This window comes from Desulfovibrio sp. (assembly GCF_035644575.1).
Taxonomy (GTDB): Bacteria; Desulfobacterota; Desulfovibrionia; order Desulfovibrionales; family Desulfovibrionaceae; genus Desulfovibrio.
In genome coordinates, this window is sequence record NZ_DASQOG010000185.1 from 1 (window position 1) to 18,656 (window position 18,656).

Sequence of the window (18,656 nt, forward strand, 5' to 3'; positions counted from 1 at the left end):
CCTCAATTATCCGGCGTCGGTGACAATGCCCGTATCCAGCCAGTAGCCTTCGTCCAGTTTCAGGGTTTGCAGGCGGATTTCAAGATCGCGGCGGTCAACGCTGCGCTCCTGGCAATCCACGATGGAATCAATGCGGAACTCACCCTCGCTGCGGCGATCCTTGTCCGTCTCGCTGCGGATATCTTCCTCATCCAGGGCATCGGCAACGCTCAGGCTGACCTCAACCCGGTAGGGCAGCCGGCCCGAAGCGCGGGAGCGGGCTTCCTCCGTGGCAAAGGTCAGCAGATGGTAGCGCGTGGTGGGCCAGCGCTCGGCATCCAGTTGCCTGTAGCCGATGGAAAGCGGCCCGCTGAATGCCACAGCCCGGGTTTTGTCCGTGCCGTCCTTGCTGTCCACATCCACGGTAAACCAGACCTTGGGGCGCTTGAGCTGGCTGTTGATATCCATTTCGCCGATATAGCGCGCGGTGGACGTAAGCTTGAGCGCGCCGGAATCAAAGGAGAATCCTTCCAGATGCCCGTCGGCCAGCGCGCAGAGGATGGCCCCCACCACAACCGTGGTTTTGGGGTCGGTGATGCGGCCCTGAGCGTCAGCAAAGGGATACCACGAGCCAGCGTGATAGCGGCGCATGGGAATGATCCTGTCTGGCGGCACGGGCAGCTTGGCAAGCACCGTGGCGATAACGCCGTTCCACGAACTGGGCCGCCCGGTGAGCAGCAGCACATCGCAATCGTACATGTGCACCACTTCGCACAGGGCGGAAAGCGTTGAACCAAGCGTGCTGCGGATGGTTTCTTCCACAGCGGCCTGATTGACGCTGATGGGCACATCAAGAATGTTAAAGCTCTGGATGAAAGATGCGGAACGCCGCACCATTGCCTTTACATCCCGAAGGGTTGCAGGCTGAGGGCGTGGTGCAAGTGTTGCCGGGCTGAACCGGGGCGAATCCGCTGCGGGCTTTGCTGCAGATGGTGCCCCGTCCGCCGCCGTGTCCGCCGCCGTGTCTGCCGCAGCATCAGCCGTTTCTCCGCTGCCCACAGGGTCAGGCTCAAAAAAGTCGCCCAGCGTGCAGTTAAAGACGCTGCCACGCAGATCGGGGTTTTCGCAGGTTGCCAGCAGCCCCAGAGCAACGGGCACGGCAATCTGCCGTACCAGCCGCACCCTGGTGTTGCGGTCTTCCTGCGACATGCCGATGGAATCTCGCCCAAAAAGCTGCCCCAGCAGCGAACGCGGCTCTGCAAGACCTTCGCGGGCCAGCGCCTGACCAATGGCCGGGATCACATGGTTGGCCACCACCTCGCGCAGTACTTCATCGCCCGCAATGTTGAAGCCGTCCCTGAATTCCGTATGCGGCTTGATGCGCGCGGTGTCGCCCTCGCCGCTGGCAAGTTCGAAGGTGGTGATGGAAAGGTCGGTTGTGCCGCCGCCAATATCAATGGAAGCCATACGGATGCACGGATGGTTGCCGCAGGCCTCGCGCGGTTTGCCCATGAGGCGGAACAGATGGTGCGCGTCGCCGTGCTGTTTGACGGCAAGCTCATTGTAGAGCAGCACAAGCTGCGAGCAACTGGCTTCGTCCCAGTCGCAACGCACCTGCGGGCTTTGGCGGTAATCGCCCGTAAGGCTGCGGGTTTGCAGGCGGGGGGCATACCACTGGTTCCAGCCAAGGGCATCCCACACCACACGCACGGCCCACGTGACCCAGCGGCGGAAAATGCGCTTCTCCGCAACTGGCATGGCCGTAGGCACCGTAAAAATGAGCCTTCTGAGCCTGCGGGGCAGGTTGGGCAGCTCACGGCGGGCGCGCGTGGCTGGCGAATTGATGGTCACAAGGGCCTGGGTCAGGATTTCGCCCAGCATGAAGAGCATGAGCGAAGAACGCGTAAACAGCGATTCAAAAATCGGCTCTGGTTGCTGCTTTTGCAGGGCAGGGCTTTTTTTGAACATGGGGTCGTCAAAGCACGAAAGCGGCGTACCCTGCGGGTTCAACTGGCGCGGAAACAGCCCACGGCTGACCATGGGCTCGGATTTGCCGCCAGTGTTGTAGCGCCAGCTCTGTTGCCAGGGGCGCTCGTCCCACAGGTAGCGCTTGGGGCTGGACATGCCTGTCGTGCCCTCGGCGCATACGGCCTGCGTGGCAAGGCGGGCGGCTTCCGGCCCGATGCGCACGGCAGAAGGCCAGGCAAAAGCCGGAGTCTGACGGCCCGAACGGCGCGAAAGCGCATCGTTGCCAAAGGCCGCGTCCACAAATTCCACTCGCGTTTCAAAGGGGTCGGAATAGATGTGTTCCGGCTGGCTCAGATCGCGCAGTTCAAGCAGGTAACTGTCGTTGAGGTTGGTGATGCGCTGGGGCAGGGTTTCCACCAAGATGCCCGTGGTGCGCGAATTGCCGATATCCAGCACCAGATCCACATCCACAGGGGTGTCGCGGTCAGGATTGATGACCTGTGCCGCCAGATCGTTGAGCGCAAGGCGCACCACGTCAAGCCATGTGAGGTAGGAGGCCAGATGCTCCAGCACGTAGGGGTAGCCATCGTGCCATGCGCCGCGCCCCCGGTGTTGCGACTGCTTCCACGCATCGTAGAGGCCGTGGAGCCATTCATCCACCCAGGCCGCGTTGAGAAACCACGAATTGTCGCGCACGAGGTGGGCCAGCATGAAATGCCCGTGGGCCGTCACATCCTGAGGCGAAAGCGCATGATACTGCTCGCCCTGAGGGGGGCGGTCTTCCACATTGGTGTCAAACATGAGCACCACGCGGAGCTGGCCGGGGTGCCTTTCTGACCGCATGACGCGCGCCCGCGCCCAGTTGGAAGGGCCGCATTCAAAGCGCTTGCCGCCGTCCGGCCAGGGCTGGTCGAGCGTGCGCAAAAAGGGAATGGGCAGCCAGTGGCCTTCCCAGGCATCCAGCGCGCGGCGGGCTTCGATGCTGTAGTCTTCATCGCAGGGCAGGCCGCTCAACTGGTCGATAAAACCGTTTTCCGTTTCTGTCAGGCAGCGCAGATAGTGGGTGTAGCGCGTCTGTTCGTCGGATTCTTTCTTTTTTTCTTCGCGAAAATACCGCCGCAGTCGTTTGACAGCATCTTCGGGCATGGAAAAATCAAGAAACTGCGGGCAGCCGCCGGGAATAATGCTGACCGGCGAAAGGTAACGGGGTATGACATCCATCATTATTTCCTTTTGAAACGGGCATCCCACTTGAGATTGGCCCCGCCAAGCTCTTTGCCCTTGCACTGGGTGGTGTTTTCCTGTCCGGTACATTCAACCTTTTGCGGAACATAGGTGCCGCCACGAGGGCAACGGGCCTGACTGGAATCAAACTGCAACTGGTTGCCCTGAAAGCGCGCCGAAGCCGAACCGCTGCACACCTGACCGTTGCGCTCGCGCACAAGGCGGCGGCCCTTGCCGCTCTTGTCAAAGCAGTATTCTGCAATGATCGGCTCGTTGGAGGGGTGCGAATACAGGCCGGTTTCGCTTGTCCAGCAGCCCTCAAGGAAGCTCAGATCGTTCTTTTTGGCCGCGTCTTCAGGAATGGCAAGGTTGTCATTCTTCTTGGGCGCGGGCTTGGGCGGCTCCTGCGGTTTGGGTTCTTCCTTGGGCAGGGGCTTGGGTTCCTGTTTGGGTTCAGGCTTCGGCTTGGGCTTGGGAGCTTCCGCCACCTTGGGCGGCTCCACGGGCGTTTCGCCAAGGAAGGGTTCCACCACTTCCGGGTCGGGCTTGGGCTCTTCCTTCTTTTCCTCAACCTTGAGGGGCGTTGGCGTTACCGGAGGCGCAACAGGCTTGCACAGGGCCGCGCGCTCCTGCAACTGACGCCACAGGAGGGCCAGCTGATCTTCGTTGGCGGCGGCTTTCTGCTTTTCGGCCTCCAGAGCGCTGCGGTCAACGGGCATGCAGCCCGAAGGCAGAGGAGAAGGCAAAAGCCCCAGCGCCGCGCCCAAAAGCCAGAGCAGAAGCAGCAAGAGCAGGAGCGGCAGCAGCCACGGCAGGCACCCGCTGCGCGGGGGAACAGCCACGGGAACAGCGGTCACAGGCGCGGGCGGCGGGGGAGGCGGCAGCACACCGCCAAGCCGGGTGAGATCCTGCGGTTGCGCGCCAACGCTGCCGGGGGCAAAACCCCAGTTAATGAGAACGGGGCGGCCATCCACAGACCAGATATCTTCGTCCGCCGGGTGTTGCAGGGCAAGCCGGAGCAACTGGCCCGAAAGAGCCTGCCGCGCCTGCGCGTCTGCTGTGAGGTCGCTGGACAATCCGGCAATATCAGAGGCCAACGTGCCCGCACGGGCGCGCAGGGCATGCGCATCCTGATCCGAAAGTTCCGCAAGGGGAACCGCCGGGCCGTTGCCTTCGGCATACCAGTCAACGCTGTTGCCCTCGGCATTGTGCTGCGGTTCGGCGAGCAGGGCGGCATGATCCGGCCCGAGCTTTTGCAGCAGGATGGATTTCAGCTGTTCATAGCAGTCGGTGGCAAAGATGCCCTGGCTGGCAAGCGCGCGCATCTGACCGCGCAGACTGACCGCAATGCGGGTACTCATGGCTTGCCTCCGGCGGATTCACTGCTCTGGGCCATGGTGACGGGAACGCCCGCCGAGCGCAAAAACGCTGCCAGGCTCGTGCTGACAATGGCGAGGCTGGATTGTCTGTAGGAGGCATCGTCCAGTTTGATAAAGGTGTTGATGCCCACCACATCGCCCTTGTCGTTGACAAGCGGCCCGCCGCTGTTGCCTTGCGAGACTGTGGCCGTGTGCACAATAAGCGGCGGCTTGCGCTCAAGAATAACGCTCACAACGCCCTCGGTGTACACCACTTCGGGGGCGGCGGCTTCATCGCCCTTGAGCAGAGCCGCAAATTTGGGATCGTCAGTGGTGACGGCGCCGGGGAAGCCCCAGGCGCTCACGCGTTCGGTTCGGCTCACGCCGGGCGCGAACTTGAGCGGCACAACACCAGAAGCGCCGTTAACGCCAAGCACGGCAAAATCCTGCCCGTTGTCGTGGGTTACCTGACGCACAGTTGCCTCAAAGGGTCTGCCCAGGGCTTTGTTCACAACGACCGCCTGCGCGGCGTTACCCACCACATGGGCATTGGTAACCACGTAGCCTGGGGCCACAAAAAAACCGGAACCCATGGAAAGGCCTTCTTCCCGCATGGCAAGCACAAGCACTGTGCCCTGTTCCATCAGCTCGGAAACATTTTTGGGCGTCTGCTGCTGCATGGGCGTGGGCGGAACCTGCGTTTTGGCGTCTGCCGTGGGCGGCAGGATGGCTGCATCCGCGCGGGCAGAATTTGAACTCGCAGCGCCGGAGCCTGAACCCAAAGGAGGCCACATGACGCCCGCAGGCGGGGTGACAAGACCAAGCCCCTGCTTTACTTCGCAGGGCTCCTTGGCAAGCAGGGCGCGCAATTGCTGCATAAACGTTTCAAGCGCTGTATTGTGCTCGCGCCACTGTTCTGTCTGGGCGGCAACAGCAGCCTTGGATGCCTCGGCTTGCTGCCATTCTTTCCAGAGCAGCCATGCGGTCAGCAGCAAAAGCCCCAGAAACAGCAACACGCCCCAGAAAAGAGGGCGGCGATACCAGGGCAGGACAACCACGGCAGCGGGAACGGCCCCTTCTGCGGGAGCGGCGCTTGGCGGTGTTTCAGGCGGTACGGGGTGTTGGCTTTCGTTCATCTATGGCTCCGCGCGGTAGATGCGGCGCAGTAAAAAGCCGCGCAACCGCCATAGAGACAGCGGCTGCGCGGCAGTAGAGTTATCCCAGCAAGTTATTGACGGTTTCTTCGTAGCTGGACATGCGCGCGTTCACATCGCGGCGCGTGGTTTCAAGATCCTCGCGCGAAGATTTCCACTCCGAGGCCTGCGCCGCGACGTTGTTCTGCTCCGGCGTGCGCGAAGCGCTGGCTGCAGGAGTGCTCTTGGGCTGCGCGGCTGCGCCCTTTTTGAACTTGGTAGCGCCAGAACTGGAAGACGAAGCCGCAGGAGTGCTTTTGGGCTGCGCCGAAGTGTAAGGTTCGGCCAGAGCCTGCTGATACTCGCCGTCCTTCTTGGCCATGGTGGTGGCTGTGTCATTCAGGATAAACGAAGTTTCTTCAAGGCCGCTACGGATTTCATTATACCTGTCCTGAAATTCCATGCGGGTGATTTGCCCGGCCTTGAACTGCCCGGCGGCAAGCTTGAACTGTTCGTCATAGCACTTGGCCGCAACCTTGGCAGCTGCGGTGGAGCGGTTCATGCTGGCAGCCTCGCTGCCAAGCTGCTGACTGTACTGGTGCAGATAGGCGGCGTCGCGATCCTGCGATTTGGACTTGCCGTAGATGTTGCCCGCAACTGCGCCCGCAGCGCCGCCTGCGACAGCACCTGCCACAGCGCCGCTGGCCTTGCCCGTGGCAAGACCGCCAATAAGCGCGCCAAGCAGAGCGCCGCCAACAGCGCCAGCGGCAGTGCTTTTACCCGTGCTGTTTTCGTCCTGCCGCAACTGGTTAACAGGCTGATAGCACTGCGGATAATAATTGACCTTGGTTTTCTGGTCGCCATATTTGCTGGTGCAGCCCGAGATCAACAATCCTGCAGCAAGAAAAAGGCACAAGGGTATGCTGGCAAGCCTTTGCATAAAAACCGTCTCCTCAATAAGGGTTGAGTCTACGAGCGCCACGGCATGTCTGCCCAGAGCTCCCGGCAATCCGCACAGAATACTGGAGCGAATAGAACTGTTCACTCGCGATAATGTACCCTGAACATTTTGAATTTACTTCAAAGCGCTGCGGCTCGGCAAGCCCTATTGCCCTGCCGGAGCATCAAGCATGCACAAGATTGTCACGCCAATGCGGATCCGGGCGCGAAACGTTTATGTTTCCCATTGCTGCGCCCACCAGCCGGGCAATAAAAGATGCAAAAAAGCCGCCGATCTTTACGACCGACGGCCCAACTATGTGCTGCAAACAAGCTCTATGCCTTGATGGAGCGGGAAATGAAATCAAGAACATCTTCGTACAGCGTGGGCATAGCATAAGGCGTCAGCACTCGGGTACGGTTGGAACCGACCATCAGGGAAATGATCACCTGAGCGGTACTTTTGCTGTCGACCTTCACAATGCTGCCGTCTTCCACGCCCTTGGCGATAACGCGCTCAAGCTCGTTATGTACCTGTGAAAACATGGAATCCATAATATCGCGGTCGGTCTTGGTTTTCATGTCGCTGTAGGGCGAGCAGCGCACAAGCACCAGCCAGTTGGAATCCTTGTCGATTGAAAAATCAAGATATGCCCTGCAAAAACGCATGACGCCATCGTAACCACAGGTGGCTTCGGCGGTGGCTGCGCGCAACCTTACGAGAAAGCGTTCCAGAACATCAAGCCCTGAGGCAAGAAACAGCTTTTCCTTGTTGCCATAGTGGTGGGTCAGCAACCCGAGGGCAACACCAGCTTTGTCGGATATTTTTTTGAATGTGGTTTCCACATACCCGCATTCGCCAAAAAGTTCTTTGGCGGCCTGAAGCAACGCTTCTTTCTTGTTTTTGTTCATCACGGCTTTTGCTGGGTTAGAGTGAGGCATATGGTTTTTCCTTGCGTTGACCCCATTACACATAAAACCCGTAAAGTCAAGGTATGCGTGAGGTTATTGCTTGTTCTCGTGAGCAGGCCGACAGTAAACTGTTTACTTGACCAACGCGGATTTTTGTAAAAACCGCACCACACTGTGTCATCATGGCAAGCTTGCGCCGCCCTGAGGCAAACATTTCAATGTAAAAATATTCAGAGGCTATTTTGCAGCTGCCACGGGCAGCGCAGAATTATCCCTCTTTGGATTTTCTGGTACGGCGAAAGGCATTTTGCGCGTAATCGCCCAGACGCTCCAGCCTGCGGTCAACCATGTCGTACAGGCTGTTTTTCGTAAAGCCACCCTGTTTCAGTCTGCGACCGATTGAAAGACCAGTCAAGAGGGCGAGGGCTTCTTCGATGCGCCGCACAGGGTAAATGGAAAACTGGCCTTTCTCTACAGCCTCAATAACATTGGGCGCAAGCATGAGGTGGTCCACGTTGTCAAAGGGCATGATAACGCCTTGCGTGCCCGTAAGCCCCTGGCTTGCGCAAACATTATAAAAACCCTCGATCTTGCGGGTAACGCCGCCCACAGCCATGATCTGCCCCGTCTGGCTCACAGCACCGGTAAAGGCCAGGTCAAGGCGCACCGGCACATCGGCAAGGGCCGAGAGCAGGGCGGCAAGTTCCGCGCCAGAAGCGCTGTCGCCCTCGATGCCCGCATAGCTCTGTTCAAAATAGAGCGAGCCGGAGAGCACCAGGGGCTTTTTGCGGGCAAAAAGATCCGTGAGGTAGCTCTTCAGGATCATCATGGCCTTGGTGTGGATGGGGCCACCCAGTTCGGCCTCGCGTTCAAGGTCGATGATGCCCTCATGCCCCACGCCAACAGTACATGAGATGCGGTGCGGCAGACCGAATTCAAAATCGCCGTGCCATGTGACGGAAAGACCGTTAACCTGACCAATGGCCTGACCCGAGGTCTGCACCTTGATCATGTTGCGGTCGTATTCTTCCATATAGATCTCTTCCACCAGGTTGGCCCGGTAGATGCGCGCAGCGTGGGCTTCTTCCAGCACGGGCGCGGTGATCACATCCTGCTTGCGCATGCGGGCCAGGGCCGAAGCCTCGATCATAAGTTCGCGCAGTTCGGGAAAGCGCAGTGAAAGGCGGCGCTGGTCTTCGCAGATGTGCGACCCGAGGTCGATGAGCCATGCCAGAGCCGTGCGGTCAAAACAGGGAAGCTCTGTTTCCTTGATAATGGTGGCAATGTGCCCGAGGTAGGCGCGCACATTGGCGGCATTGCGCTCGGTGGTGTCGGCCATGTGGGCCTTGATGCGGAAGAGCTTGGAGAATCTGTCGTCATTGACAAGCAGACCTTCATACAGTTCTTCGTCGCCGATGAGCACCACCTTGAGGTTCAGGGGCAACGGCTCGGGATTGATGCCCTTGGTGCGGATGGGCGTATCCGGTGCTTCGCCGGAATCCTCAATGCGAACCATGTTGGAGCGCAGGGCGCGCAACAGACCTTCCCAGGCATTGGGATGTTGCAGAAGATCCTCAATGTGCAGCACCAAAAAACCACCGTTGGCCTTGTGGATGCTGCCCGCGCGGATAAGGGTGAAATCCGTGACCAGCGCGCCCATTTCAGATTCGCGCTCCACACAGCCGAGCAGATTCACGGCGGTGGGGTGGTCTTCCACAATGATGGGTGCGCCATCAAGGCCGCTGTTGTCCACCAGCAGATTAACCTCGTAGCGGTAGAGCACAGCCTCCACCGGTGCGCCATGCGGGTCGCCCAGGGGGCCGCCGTCCCTTTGCAAAAAGGCATCAGTATTTTTAAGGATGTCTTCGCGCAGGGCCGTAAAGTAGGCATCCAGCCCCTTGACCGGACAGGCCTTGAGCATGCGCTGTTCAATGGGGTTGAAGAAGGTGGTCAGCACCTGGGTCATGGCTTCGCGTTCCAGGCCGCGCTCGTCGTCCTGAAAGCTTTCTTCCGCCTTGTTCAGCTGCCGCATGTAGCCCGACATGGCCTGCACGAGGTTGTCGCCACGGCTTTTGAGGCTGAGGCGCAGGGTTGTGTCCAGCCTGTCGAACTCTTCCTCGCTCAGGCGCTTGCCTTCCACCAACGGATACAGGGTCAGCCCGCCGCTTTCATCCATATCAAGGTTGAATCCCTTGTCTACGGCAACGGAATTCATCTTGCGCAGCAGGCCCATGCGGGCGTTCTGGAAGTTGTCCACAATCTTGGCGCGGCGCTTTACGTAGGTGCTGGCCTCAAAACGGCGTGGCAGCTCCTCACGTATATGCTCGATCAATTCCTTAAGGTGCTGCTTTAACTTTTTACCCATGCCTGTGGGCAGGGCAAAAAGGCAGGGCCGGTCAGGATCGGCAAAATTGTGCACGTATACCAGATCCTCAGGCGTCTGGGCCTTTTTGGCCTGAGGCCCAAGGTAGTTGAGCAGCATGTGGCTGCGGCCAAGATCGGCCTCGCCAGACAGGTAGATGTTGTAGCCCTGATTCTTGATTTGCAGGGCAAGATCCAGCGCCTGCATGGCACGGGGCTGGAATGGATTCTGGCGTCCGTTGCGCGGCAGCGGAATATCCTTGCTCGTTTCCCAGGGAATGCGGGCAGGGTCTAACGTGGCGTGCAGTCGTGACGCGGGCAGGGGAGCGATAGTTGGCATAGGAAATCGTTATTGTTGGTAAAGTTTTTCCAGAATGGCGCGGCCGCCTCTGGCAAGAAGTGTTTCTGCAAGCTCAAGCCCCACCTGACGGGCCTTGGAGGTGTGGCCCCGCTGCGCCTCGCGCAGAATGAGGCTGCCATCAACCTCTGCCACCAACCCTTCGAGCACGAAGGTTTCGTCATCCTCAAGGCGGGCATGCCCGGCAATGGGCACCTGGCACCCGCCCTCAAGCCCTGCGAGAAAGCCCCGTTCGGCCTCTACGCATACGCGGGTGGGGGTGTCTTCAATCTCTGCAAGCAGGGCAAAAAGATCGTAATCGTCCTCGCGGCATTCAATGCCAATGGCGCCCTGGCCCACGGCGGGCAGAAATGTCTGCGGATCAAGAGCATGCATGTAGGGCGCGCTCAAGCCAAGGCGGTTCATGCCTGCGGATGCGAGAATAATGGCATCGTACACGCCTTCGCGCAGTTTGCGCAGGCGCGTGTCCACATTGCCGCGCAGGCTTTCAATGCGCAGGTCAGGACGCAGAGCCAGCAACTGGGCCTGACGCCGAAGGCTGCTGGTGCCTACGCATGCGCCCTGGGGCAGGGCCGCAAGATCGGCATACTTGCACGAAAGCATGCAGTCTGTAGGCGCTTCACGCTTGGGAATGCACCCCAGTATGAGCCCGTCGGGCAATTCCATGGGCACGTCCTTGATGCTGTGCACGGCAAGGTCGGCCCGGTTATCAAGCAGGGCTTCTTCAATTTCTTTTACAAAAAGGCCCTTGCCGCCCACCTGGGCCAGAGGAACATCCTGAATGATGTCGCCCTTGGTCTTGATGATGACAAGGTCAACGGCCAGTTCCGGGTCAAGCGACTGCAAACGGCTTTTGACGTGTTCTGCCTGCCAGAGGGCCAACTGACTGCCACGGGTAGCGATAACTAAGGATTTACGCATGCCTGCCGCCTAATGTCCGCAACTTGCGCAGTTGCCGCCAGAACATCCGGCGCAGCCGCCGCCACCGCCGGTTGAAGCCGCGTAATCGCCGCCTTCTGCGCCATTTTTGCGCCGGGCGCAGCAGGACATGAGCTTCTGGGTATCGTTGGAGCCGCAATACGGGCAAGTGGGCGGGGTTTCGTCAAACACCAGTTCTTCAAAATCCCGACCGCATTTCTGGCAAGAATACTCGTAGATGGGCATGGTCAAACCTCGGTTGTGTGTCGCCCTTGCAAATAGGGGGTCAGTGCGACAGCATTTTCAAAAAGATAATAATCCGTCAGCCGGCAAAATAGGTGCCCGGCTGCAAGGTGCAGTTCCTGAACAAGCGCGGGTTCAGCCTGCGGCGCTTCAAGAACCATGTCGCTGTATCGGGCCATTTCGCCGCCGTGCCCGCACAGGCACACCGTAAACTGCCCGCCGCGACGTGCCGCCTCAAGGGCGGCGATGATATTGGCGCTGCTGCCGGTGGAAAAAATTGCCACCAGCATGTCGCCTGGCCGCCCCAGAGCTTCAATCTGGCGCGAAAATATCTGGCTGAAATCAAGGTCGCTGCCAATGGCCGTAAGCGAAGTTGCATCGGCAGACAAGGCCAGAGCGGGCAGGGCGGGCCTGTCCATAAAAAATCTGTTCACAAACTCGGCAGCCATGTGCTGGGCCAGTGCACCGCTGCCGCCATTGCCGCAGAGCAGTATTTTGCCGCCGCCCGCAAGGCACGTGGCTGCGCGCAAAGCCGCCTGACGAAGAAAATCCGCCTGCGAGCGAAAAAAATCCTCGCGCAGGCGCGCGCCTTCGCTGGCATGCTGTTCAATAATATCAAGGGCTGTATCGTGCATGGCGCTCACAATTGCCGAAACGTGACATGGAAGCCTTCTTATTTAAGGCAAAGCCCTGCAACTGACAAGCGCCCACAGGCTTGCGGTAACAGACTTGATAACGTAACTTGCGCAGGTATGCAAAACGCAACAAGCCGACACATACTTCTGGTTTACAAGGCCCGGCACGAAAGGGCTGCGGCTCTTGCCCAAGAAGCCGCCCAATGGCTGCGCCAAAAAGGACATAACGTTGCGGGCGTGATCTGCGCTGGCACGGACACCCCGGCTTACGCTACGACTCCCCTTGACTTCGTGGTTGTTTTTGGCGGCGACGGCACCATGCTCGGCGTGGCCCGCCGCCTTGTGGGGCGCAACGTGCCTGTGCTGGGCATCAATTTTGGCCGAATCGGTTTTTTGACCGATGCTCAGCCGGAGCAGTGGCGCGAAAAACTCGAAGAATCCCTCACCGGCATGGAGCCTGTGCGCTCCTGTATGGCCTTGCAGTGGACGCTCACCCGCAAGGGCGAGCAGATTGCCAGCGGCTGCGCGGTCAACGATGTTGTCCTGAGCCGGGGGTCTTTGTCGCGGCTTGTTCTGTTTGATGTCTATATTGCCGGTGAACGCCTTGGCTCATTGCGCGGCGATGGAATGATCATTGCCACGCCCGTGGGCAGCTCCGGCTACAGTGTTTCCGCTGGAGGCTCGCTGCTGCATCCTTCTATGGAAGCCGTGGCCGTCACGCCCATTTGCCCATTCCTCAATACTATTTCGCCCATGGTGTTCCCCGGCGATACCGAATGCCGGTTCCAGATTTTGCAGGGCTCCACAGATTGCTACCTTACTGTCGATGGGCAGGAAGGGCAACAGCTGGAACTGGGCGATACCGTGACCGTCAACGGTTTGCCCGATGCCGTGCATTTTCTTGGCAAGGGAACAACTTTCTTTGAGCGTTTGCGTTCGCGCGGCTTTGCCCTGCAAGGCACTGAATGCATCAGGTGCGGGGAAAACGCATGAGCAACGCGATTTCTGTTAATTCGGTTCGCGAGTTTCATTTTGGGGAGAGTGTCCGCTTTGACGCATGGCTTTACAGCATGCTGATGGACAACAACATCGCCTATGGCATGAACCCCGACATTGTGGCCAGCCAGGAACAGATGGCCTTTATGGTCAGCCTTGCGCGCGATCAGGTGTATTTGCCCTGTTCTGACGAAACGTTCAAACTGTTGTGTCAGCAGACCGCTCCCGAAGAACTTCGCCGCCAGTACAACCGCTCCTGGCGCATCATCATGCGCCTCGTGCGCTCCTTCACGCCAGAAGGCCAGAAACGCAGACGCATTTTGCAGTTCTGCCGGTTTCGCTTCAAGCAATATGTTGCCCAGCATACCCTGATACCTTCGCGGCTGGTCAAGCGCATGACCGATCTTGTGCTCGCCCAAGGCAACCAGCTGGACGACCCCTGGCGGCAATTGCGCAGAATTTCCACCAAACGCCAGCTTGAAATGCTGGATGAAGCCCCGGTGCGCGACAATCTCGCCGCAGTGCCTGCGGATGCCGTGGCGGCCAATTCCATTGCCACTGTCAGGCGCATGCTCAACTACGTGGAACTTTCGCGCCTGCTGTGCCTTTCGGCCATGTCCCGCCCATGGGTGGAGACGCCGCCGGACGCGGAAACAGTACGTCAGGCCATGGATAGCGCGCGCGAAACCTGCGCCCACTTGCGGCACTATTTTGAGGCCAGCGCGGTCAGATCCGGCACGGTGCTCTTTTTGTGCGATGCAGACGGCGGCGTTGTGTTTGATCTGGCAGTTGCCAACAGCCTCATCCGCATGGGGCACAAGGTTATTTTTGCCGTCAAATCAGGCTTTTTCTTTTATTCGCCCACGCTGGAAGATATGGAGATTGACCCCTCCATCCGGCAGATGATCGGCGGCGGCACAGTGCAGCACGAGCCGCGCATGAGCAAGAACGAACTGTTGCGCCACCTGCGCGAATACCGCCTCATGGTCATTGGCGATGGAACGAGGGAGCGGCTCAACTTGTACAGGGTCTCGGTGACGTTCTCCCGCGCATGGAAGGAAGCCGACCTTATTCTGGGCAAAGGCTGGCGCGTGGCCGATGTGCTCATGGGCAGCAGCCACCAGTATACGCGGGATGTGGTCTGCTACTGGCAGGATGATCAGGGCTTTCACATCAAACTGCGCCAGCATGCCGAGAGCGCCCATAAATTCAGCGAGAGCGACATTGCCGCCCAGTCGGCAAACATCATCGCAGGCATGCGCGAGGCCCGCATGCAGGGCCGCACGGTCATGTTCTATAGCTGCGTGATCGGCAGCATCCCCGGCGAGACTGGTACCGCAACCGAGATCGTGCGCGCCTTTGTAGACAATCTGCGTAAAAAAATGGATAATATCCTGATAATTAATCCTGCCGAGCATTTTATTGAAGGCATGGACGGCGACGACCTCATGTATATGTGGGAGCAGGTGCAGCGCAGCGGCTTTATTGATGTATGGCGGTTTCAGACCGTTGAAGACATTGAGGAAAGCTTTGCCCTGCTTGGCCGCAAGGTGCCGCCGCAATGGTCGGGCAAGGATTCCACCTTTTCCACCGGCTGCACCAAGGAAATGCGTATCGCGCTGGACGTGCAGGCCAAAAACCGGGAAATGCAGATCATCGGCCCCGACCCGCAGCGGTTTTTCCGCAGGGGAGAGTACGGTGTGGGCAAATATTTCGATGCCAGCATCCCCCATTGATGCTTTTGCGTCAAAATTGGCGGCGCAAGCCGCCGGATGCCAGGTTTAGCGGGCGCTTATGCGCAAAGCGGCGCTTTTGCCGCGCAACTACGGGGTGAACCCCGTTGAGGGAGTAATCTGATCTATGGCCGCCTATGAAGCCGTGATTGGCCTTGAAGTGCATGTGCAACTTGCCACGGCCTCCAAACTGTTCTGTTCCTGCCCCACGACCTTTGGGCAGCCCGCCAACGCCAATGTGTGCGAAGTGTGCTCCGGCATGCCCGGCGCTTTGCCCGTACCCAACCGTCAGGCTGTTCACTTTGCGGCTCTGGTCGGCCTCGCCACCAATTGCGCCATAAATACGCGTTCCATTTTTGCCCGCAAAAATTATTTCTATCCTGACCTGCCCTCCGGGTATCAGATTTCGCAGTTCGAGCTGCCCATCTGCGAACACGGGCATCTTGAGGTGGACGTGGACGGACGGCGCAAGCGCGTGGGCATTACGCGCATCCACATGGAAAACGATGCTGGCAAGAACATTCACGCCCAGGGCGAAAACCTGAGCTATGTGGACCTCAACCGCGCTGGCACGCCTCTGGTGGAAATAGTTTCCGAGCCGGACATGCGTTCCGCCGCCGAGGCTGTGGCCTACCTCAAGGCCCTGTACAGCATTGTGACCTACCTTGGCGTGTGCGACGGCAACATGGAAGAGGGCAGCTTCAGGTGCGACGCCAACGTCTCGTTGCGCCCAGTGGGAACCGAACCCTTCGGCACCCGCACCGAGTTGAAGAACCTCAACTCCTTCCGCAATGTGCAGCGCGCCATTGAGTATGAAATTGCCCGCCAGCAGGATGTGCTGGACGATGGCGACAAGGTCGTGCAGGAAACCCGCCTGTACGATGCCGTCAAGAACACCACTGCCTCCATGCGCAGCAAGGAAGAAGCGCACGATTACCGCTACTTCCCCGACCCGGACATTCTGCCCGTGGATATTACGGAAGAAGAAATGACCCGCTGGCGCGCCGAAATGCCGGAGCTGCCCCATGTTCGCGTGGCCCGTTTTGTGGCTATGGCGGGTCTGCCCGAAGCGGAGGCAGAAGTGCTTGTGCAGAGCAAGGGGCTGGCCGACTTTTTTGAAGCTGCCGCCGCCAAGGCCGACCCCAAGAAGGTTGCCAACTTTGTGCTTGGCCCGCTGCTGCGCGAATGCAACGCCCGTGGGCTTTCCGCCGCTGACCCCTCCGCCTGGGCCATGAAGCCCGAAGCTCTGGCCGAACTGGTGCGGCTGGTTGACGGCGGCACCATCAGCGCCAAGATCGCCAATGATATTTTTGGCGACATCTTTGAACAGGGCGTCATGCCTGAAGCCTACGTGAAGGAAAAAGGCCTCGTGCAGATTTCCGACACTTCGGAACTTGAGGCCGCAGTGGATGAAGTCATTGCGGCCAATCCCGCCGAGGTTGAGGCCTACCGCGGCGGCAAAACCAAGCTGATCAGCTTCTTTGTGGGGCAGATCATGCGCGCCACCAAGGGCAAGGCCAATCCTGCCCTGGTGAACGAACTGCTTGCCAAAAAGCTGTAAGCTCCCGTCAGCAAATAAACGCCCAATCGGGGATTTCGGTCATGCCGGAATCCCCGATTTTTTGTGCGCTGAAAACTGGCGCAACAACATTCTTTTAAACAGGATGAACCCGCGAGCATTGCGAGCTAGATTGGCAGCTTTTTAATTGAAACATAAAGTCATTTTCAATAAAGTGAGGCACTTTATTTTTAGCTGAGGATGTTCATGAAGTGTACCGCCATTGTTCCGCCTCTCGCTTCACTGATCTTGCCGGGTAGCGGGCAGATACTTTCAGGTTTTTTCATTCCCGGCGTGATTTTTTTTGCTCTGTGGCTTGCTTCTGCTCACACGCTGGCTGCTTTGGGCAGCAGTCTTGATGCGGATGGCAGGCACGCGACGTATTTTGCAGCCCTTGCCTGTGAAGTTTTGCTTCGACTTGGCTCGGCAATTGATGTGATTTTTTGCCAACGTTCACGGGCCGGATCGCAAAGCGCCTGCCAGCGGAGCATGGTCGCCAGAGGCCTTGCCTTCTGCGTCCTTGTGCTGGCATTGATGGCGCTGCCCACGCCGGAACCCGCCATCAAGGCACATTCCATGAACGGCAGCCGCACTTTGCTTCCCCTGATCACGCCGGATTCCCGCTTGCTCGTGGACAAGCAGGCTTATCATACAGCCAAGCCGGAGAAGGGCGATATTATCGTCATTTCAACCCGGCACATTGCAGAAGGGAAGGGGGAAGGGCCACACATAATAAGCCGCGTTGCAGGCATTGCTGGCGAGCGCGTGCGCGTGCCTGTTCCAGCAGGGCAGCAAAACCCGGGCTGGAAAGGGCAGGGATATCGAGAATGTTTGGTGGGCGAAGGAAATATCTATCTGGCGAGCATCAACCCTTCGAGTCAGATGGCATTTTTTGCCCCCCTCACCAGTGTTGTGGGTCGGGCGGAATATATTTACTGGCCGCCCGCCCAGGCCGGGAGAATACCAGGGATGTCGGGCATATCCGACTGACAAAATCTGACGTTACTTATCTGGGCCAGTCTGCATAAAGGGGCCTCGCGGCCCCTCAATGTGCTGAGAGCATCAGCACTGCATATGCGTAAAAGCTATACGCTCATGTTCAGGCCCGAAAGCATGGAAAGGCTGCCGCTTGCATAACTGCCGAAGGAATTGGTGGCGTTGCCCGAGCCGGACCACCATGCTGCCATGGATTCCACCTCAATGCGCTTGCGCAGGTCAGAAGGCGAAACCTGCAATGACTTGCGCGCATCATCAAGGCCGGAAAGAGCCTGAATCTGTCCAAATTTTTTTGCCAATGTCGGATTGTTGTCAAAAAACTTCTGCACGGCAGCTTTAGTGGCGGCATCGCTGCTTTCAACCACCAGACTGCCATCGGACTTGGTTTGCAGGGTAAATTTTGCATCGCTGCTCACAGCAAGGCTGCTCATGCCGGTGTTCAGCGTCTGGCCGAGTTTGGAATTGTCCAGCACTGCCTGAATGGCGGCCTTGTTGGCACTGTCCGTGCTGCTGGCTGCGGTCAGTTTGCCGCTGCTGTCAACAGTCATTGCTACGGAAGTACTGGGGCTGACGCCAGCAGAGGTAAGGGCCGTGCGCAAATCCTTGCCAATGGCAGCATTGCCCTTCAGCCATGCCTGCACATTGGCCTGATCTGTGGCATTGGCGCTGGTGGCAGTGAGGGAGCCGTCCGCACCTAAAGTGAAAGTGACACTTGAAGGATCTGTGACGCCAAGCTTGGACAGGCCATCCTTGACGGCGGTGTTGAATTCATTATTCAACTGCTCGCGATACTTGGTGATCTGGCTGAAAGTAACGCGGCTGCCGCTTTCAAGGCCCATGGCGTCCATGGCGTACTTTGTCAGATCAACCATGCTGGAAAGCTGGCTGGTTATGCTGTTGCCGCTGAGCATCTGGCTCAGTTTGTTTGAAGAGCTTTTGGAACCCGAAGATGATGAGCTGCCGGAAGTGGAGGTACTCAGCTTCTGGTTCTGCCACTGGTACAGCCCGCTTGTATAGCTGTTTACGCCCGATACGTTGCTCATGATCGCTCCTCGGCAGTTTTTGCCCGTTTTTGGGGCTTGGGGGTGCCGTATTGTTCACTATTGCATATTTCAGGCCAGCTATATTCTTACGGGGAGGAACCCGGCGTGGTCGGCACTCCCATTAAAAATATACAGGTTCCGAATCCAGTAATGGACAGGCCAACTGAAATAGGCTAGAGAGCGGCTATGGCAGTACATTCCTCCATGCTTGAGACCGTCGAATTCGACGATCCCGCCTTAGCCAATCAGCTATTTGGCCCTCACAATGCGCATCTTGAGCTGTTGGCCGCAGCCAGCGGGGC

At 58.5% G+C, this 18,656-nt stretch carries 14 protein-coding genes; 4 read left to right on the forward strand and 10 right to left on the reverse strand.

The window, feature by feature from the left end; all coding sequences use genetic code 11:
- Window positions 1-6 precede the first annotated feature (6 nt).
- From VEZ52_RS10560 to VEZ52_RS10600, 9 genes are all read right to left on the reverse strand, one after another.
- Window positions 7-3,168: a virulence factor SrfB gene (locus VEZ52_RS10560; protein WP_324836773.1), complete on the reverse strand. Its 3,162-nt coding sequence runs from the start codon at window positions 3,166-3,168 to the stop codon at window positions 7-9.
- A 2-nt stretch (window positions 3,169-3,170) separates the two neighbouring features.
- On the reverse strand, window positions 3,171-4,532 hold the full coding sequence (locus VEZ52_RS10565) for an SrfA family protein (protein ID WP_324836774.1): 1,362 nt from the start codon (window positions 4,530-4,532) through the stop codon (window positions 3,171-3,173).
- Window positions 4,529-5,665: a serine protease gene (locus VEZ52_RS10570; RefSeq protein ID WP_324836775.1), complete on the reverse strand. Its 1,137-nt coding sequence runs from the start codon at window positions 5,663-5,665 to the stop codon at window positions 4,529-4,531. The genes VEZ52_RS10565 and VEZ52_RS10570 overlap by 4 nt, the downstream gene beginning before the upstream one ends.
- A 79-nt stretch (window positions 5,666-5,744) precedes the next feature.
- Window positions 5,745-6,602 carry a glycine zipper 2TM domain-containing protein gene (locus VEZ52_RS10575; protein WP_324836776.1) on the reverse strand — a complete coding sequence of 286 codons (858 nt, stop codon included), beginning with the start codon at window positions 6,600-6,602 and terminating at the stop codon, window positions 5,745-5,747.
- A 335-nt stretch (window positions 6,603-6,937) separates the two neighbouring features.
- The gene (locus tag VEZ52_RS10580; protein ID WP_324836785.1) at window positions 6,938-7,513 is read right to left on the reverse strand and encodes a TetR/AcrR family transcriptional regulator; all 576 of its coding nucleotides are present in this window, start codon (window positions 7,511-7,513) and stop codon (window positions 6,938-6,940) included.
- Between the two features lie 268 nt (window positions 7,514-7,781).
- Entirely contained in the window at window positions 7,782-10,214 is a 2,433-nt protein-coding gene (locus VEZ52_RS10585; RefSeq protein WP_324836777.1) for a Lon protease family protein, read from the reverse strand.
- Between the two features lie 9 nt (window positions 10,215-10,223).
- The gene (gene hemC / locus VEZ52_RS10590) at window positions 10,224-11,153 is read right to left on the reverse strand and encodes a hydroxymethylbilane synthase (protein WP_324836778.1); all 930 of its coding nucleotides are present in this window, start codon (window positions 11,151-11,153) and stop codon (window positions 10,224-10,226) included.
- 9 nt (window positions 11,154-11,162) lie between these two features.
- A complete protein-coding gene (locus VEZ52_RS10595; RefSeq protein WP_227118335.1) occupies window positions 11,163-11,396 on the reverse strand; it encodes an FmdB family zinc ribbon protein in 234 nt (77 codons plus the stop codon).
- A 2-nt stretch (window positions 11,397-11,398) separates the two neighbouring features.
- A complete protein-coding gene (locus tag VEZ52_RS10600) occupies window positions 11,399-12,028 on the reverse strand; it encodes an SIS domain-containing protein (RefSeq protein WP_324836779.1) in 630 nt (209 codons plus the stop codon).
- A gap of 117 nt (window positions 12,029-12,145) precedes the next feature.
- On the opposite strand from VEZ52_RS10600, the gene VEZ52_RS10605 reads away from it, so the two are divergent.
- From VEZ52_RS10605 to VEZ52_RS10620, 4 genes are all read left to right on the forward strand, one after another.
- Window positions 12,146-13,021, forward strand: coding sequence for an NAD(+)/NADH kinase (locus VEZ52_RS10605; RefSeq protein ID WP_324836780.1), 876 nt, complete (start codon window positions 12,146-12,148; stop codon window positions 13,019-13,021).
- A complete protein-coding gene (locus VEZ52_RS10610; RefSeq protein WP_324836781.1) occupies window positions 13,018-14,760 on the forward strand; it encodes an ARMT1-like domain-containing protein in 1,743 nt (580 codons plus the stop codon). The genes VEZ52_RS10605 and VEZ52_RS10610 overlap by 4 nt, the downstream gene beginning before the upstream one ends.
- 124 nt (window positions 14,761-14,884) lie before the next feature.
- Complete coding sequence (gatB, locus tag VEZ52_RS10615) at window positions 14,885-16,318, forward strand: Asp-tRNA(Asn)/Glu-tRNA(Gln) amidotransferase subunit GatB (RefSeq protein ID WP_324836782.1); 1,434 nt, start codon at window positions 14,885-14,887, stop codon at window positions 16,316-16,318.
- A 204-nt stretch (window positions 16,319-16,522) separates the two neighbouring features.
- Window positions 16,523-17,305 carry a S26 family signal peptidase gene (locus tag VEZ52_RS10620; protein ID WP_324836783.1) on the forward strand — a complete coding sequence of 261 codons (783 nt, stop codon included), beginning with the start codon at window positions 16,523-16,525 and terminating at the stop codon, window positions 17,303-17,305.
- 95 nt (window positions 17,306-17,400) lie between these two features.
- Here VEZ52_RS10620 and VEZ52_RS10625 read toward each other — a convergent pair whose 3' ends face one another.
- Window positions 17,401-18,354 (reverse strand): hypothetical protein, encoded by a 954-nt coding sequence (locus tag VEZ52_RS10625; protein WP_324836784.1) that lies wholly within the window; start codon window positions 18,352-18,354, stop codon window positions 17,401-17,403.
- Window positions 18,355-18,656: the final 302 nt, after the last annotated feature.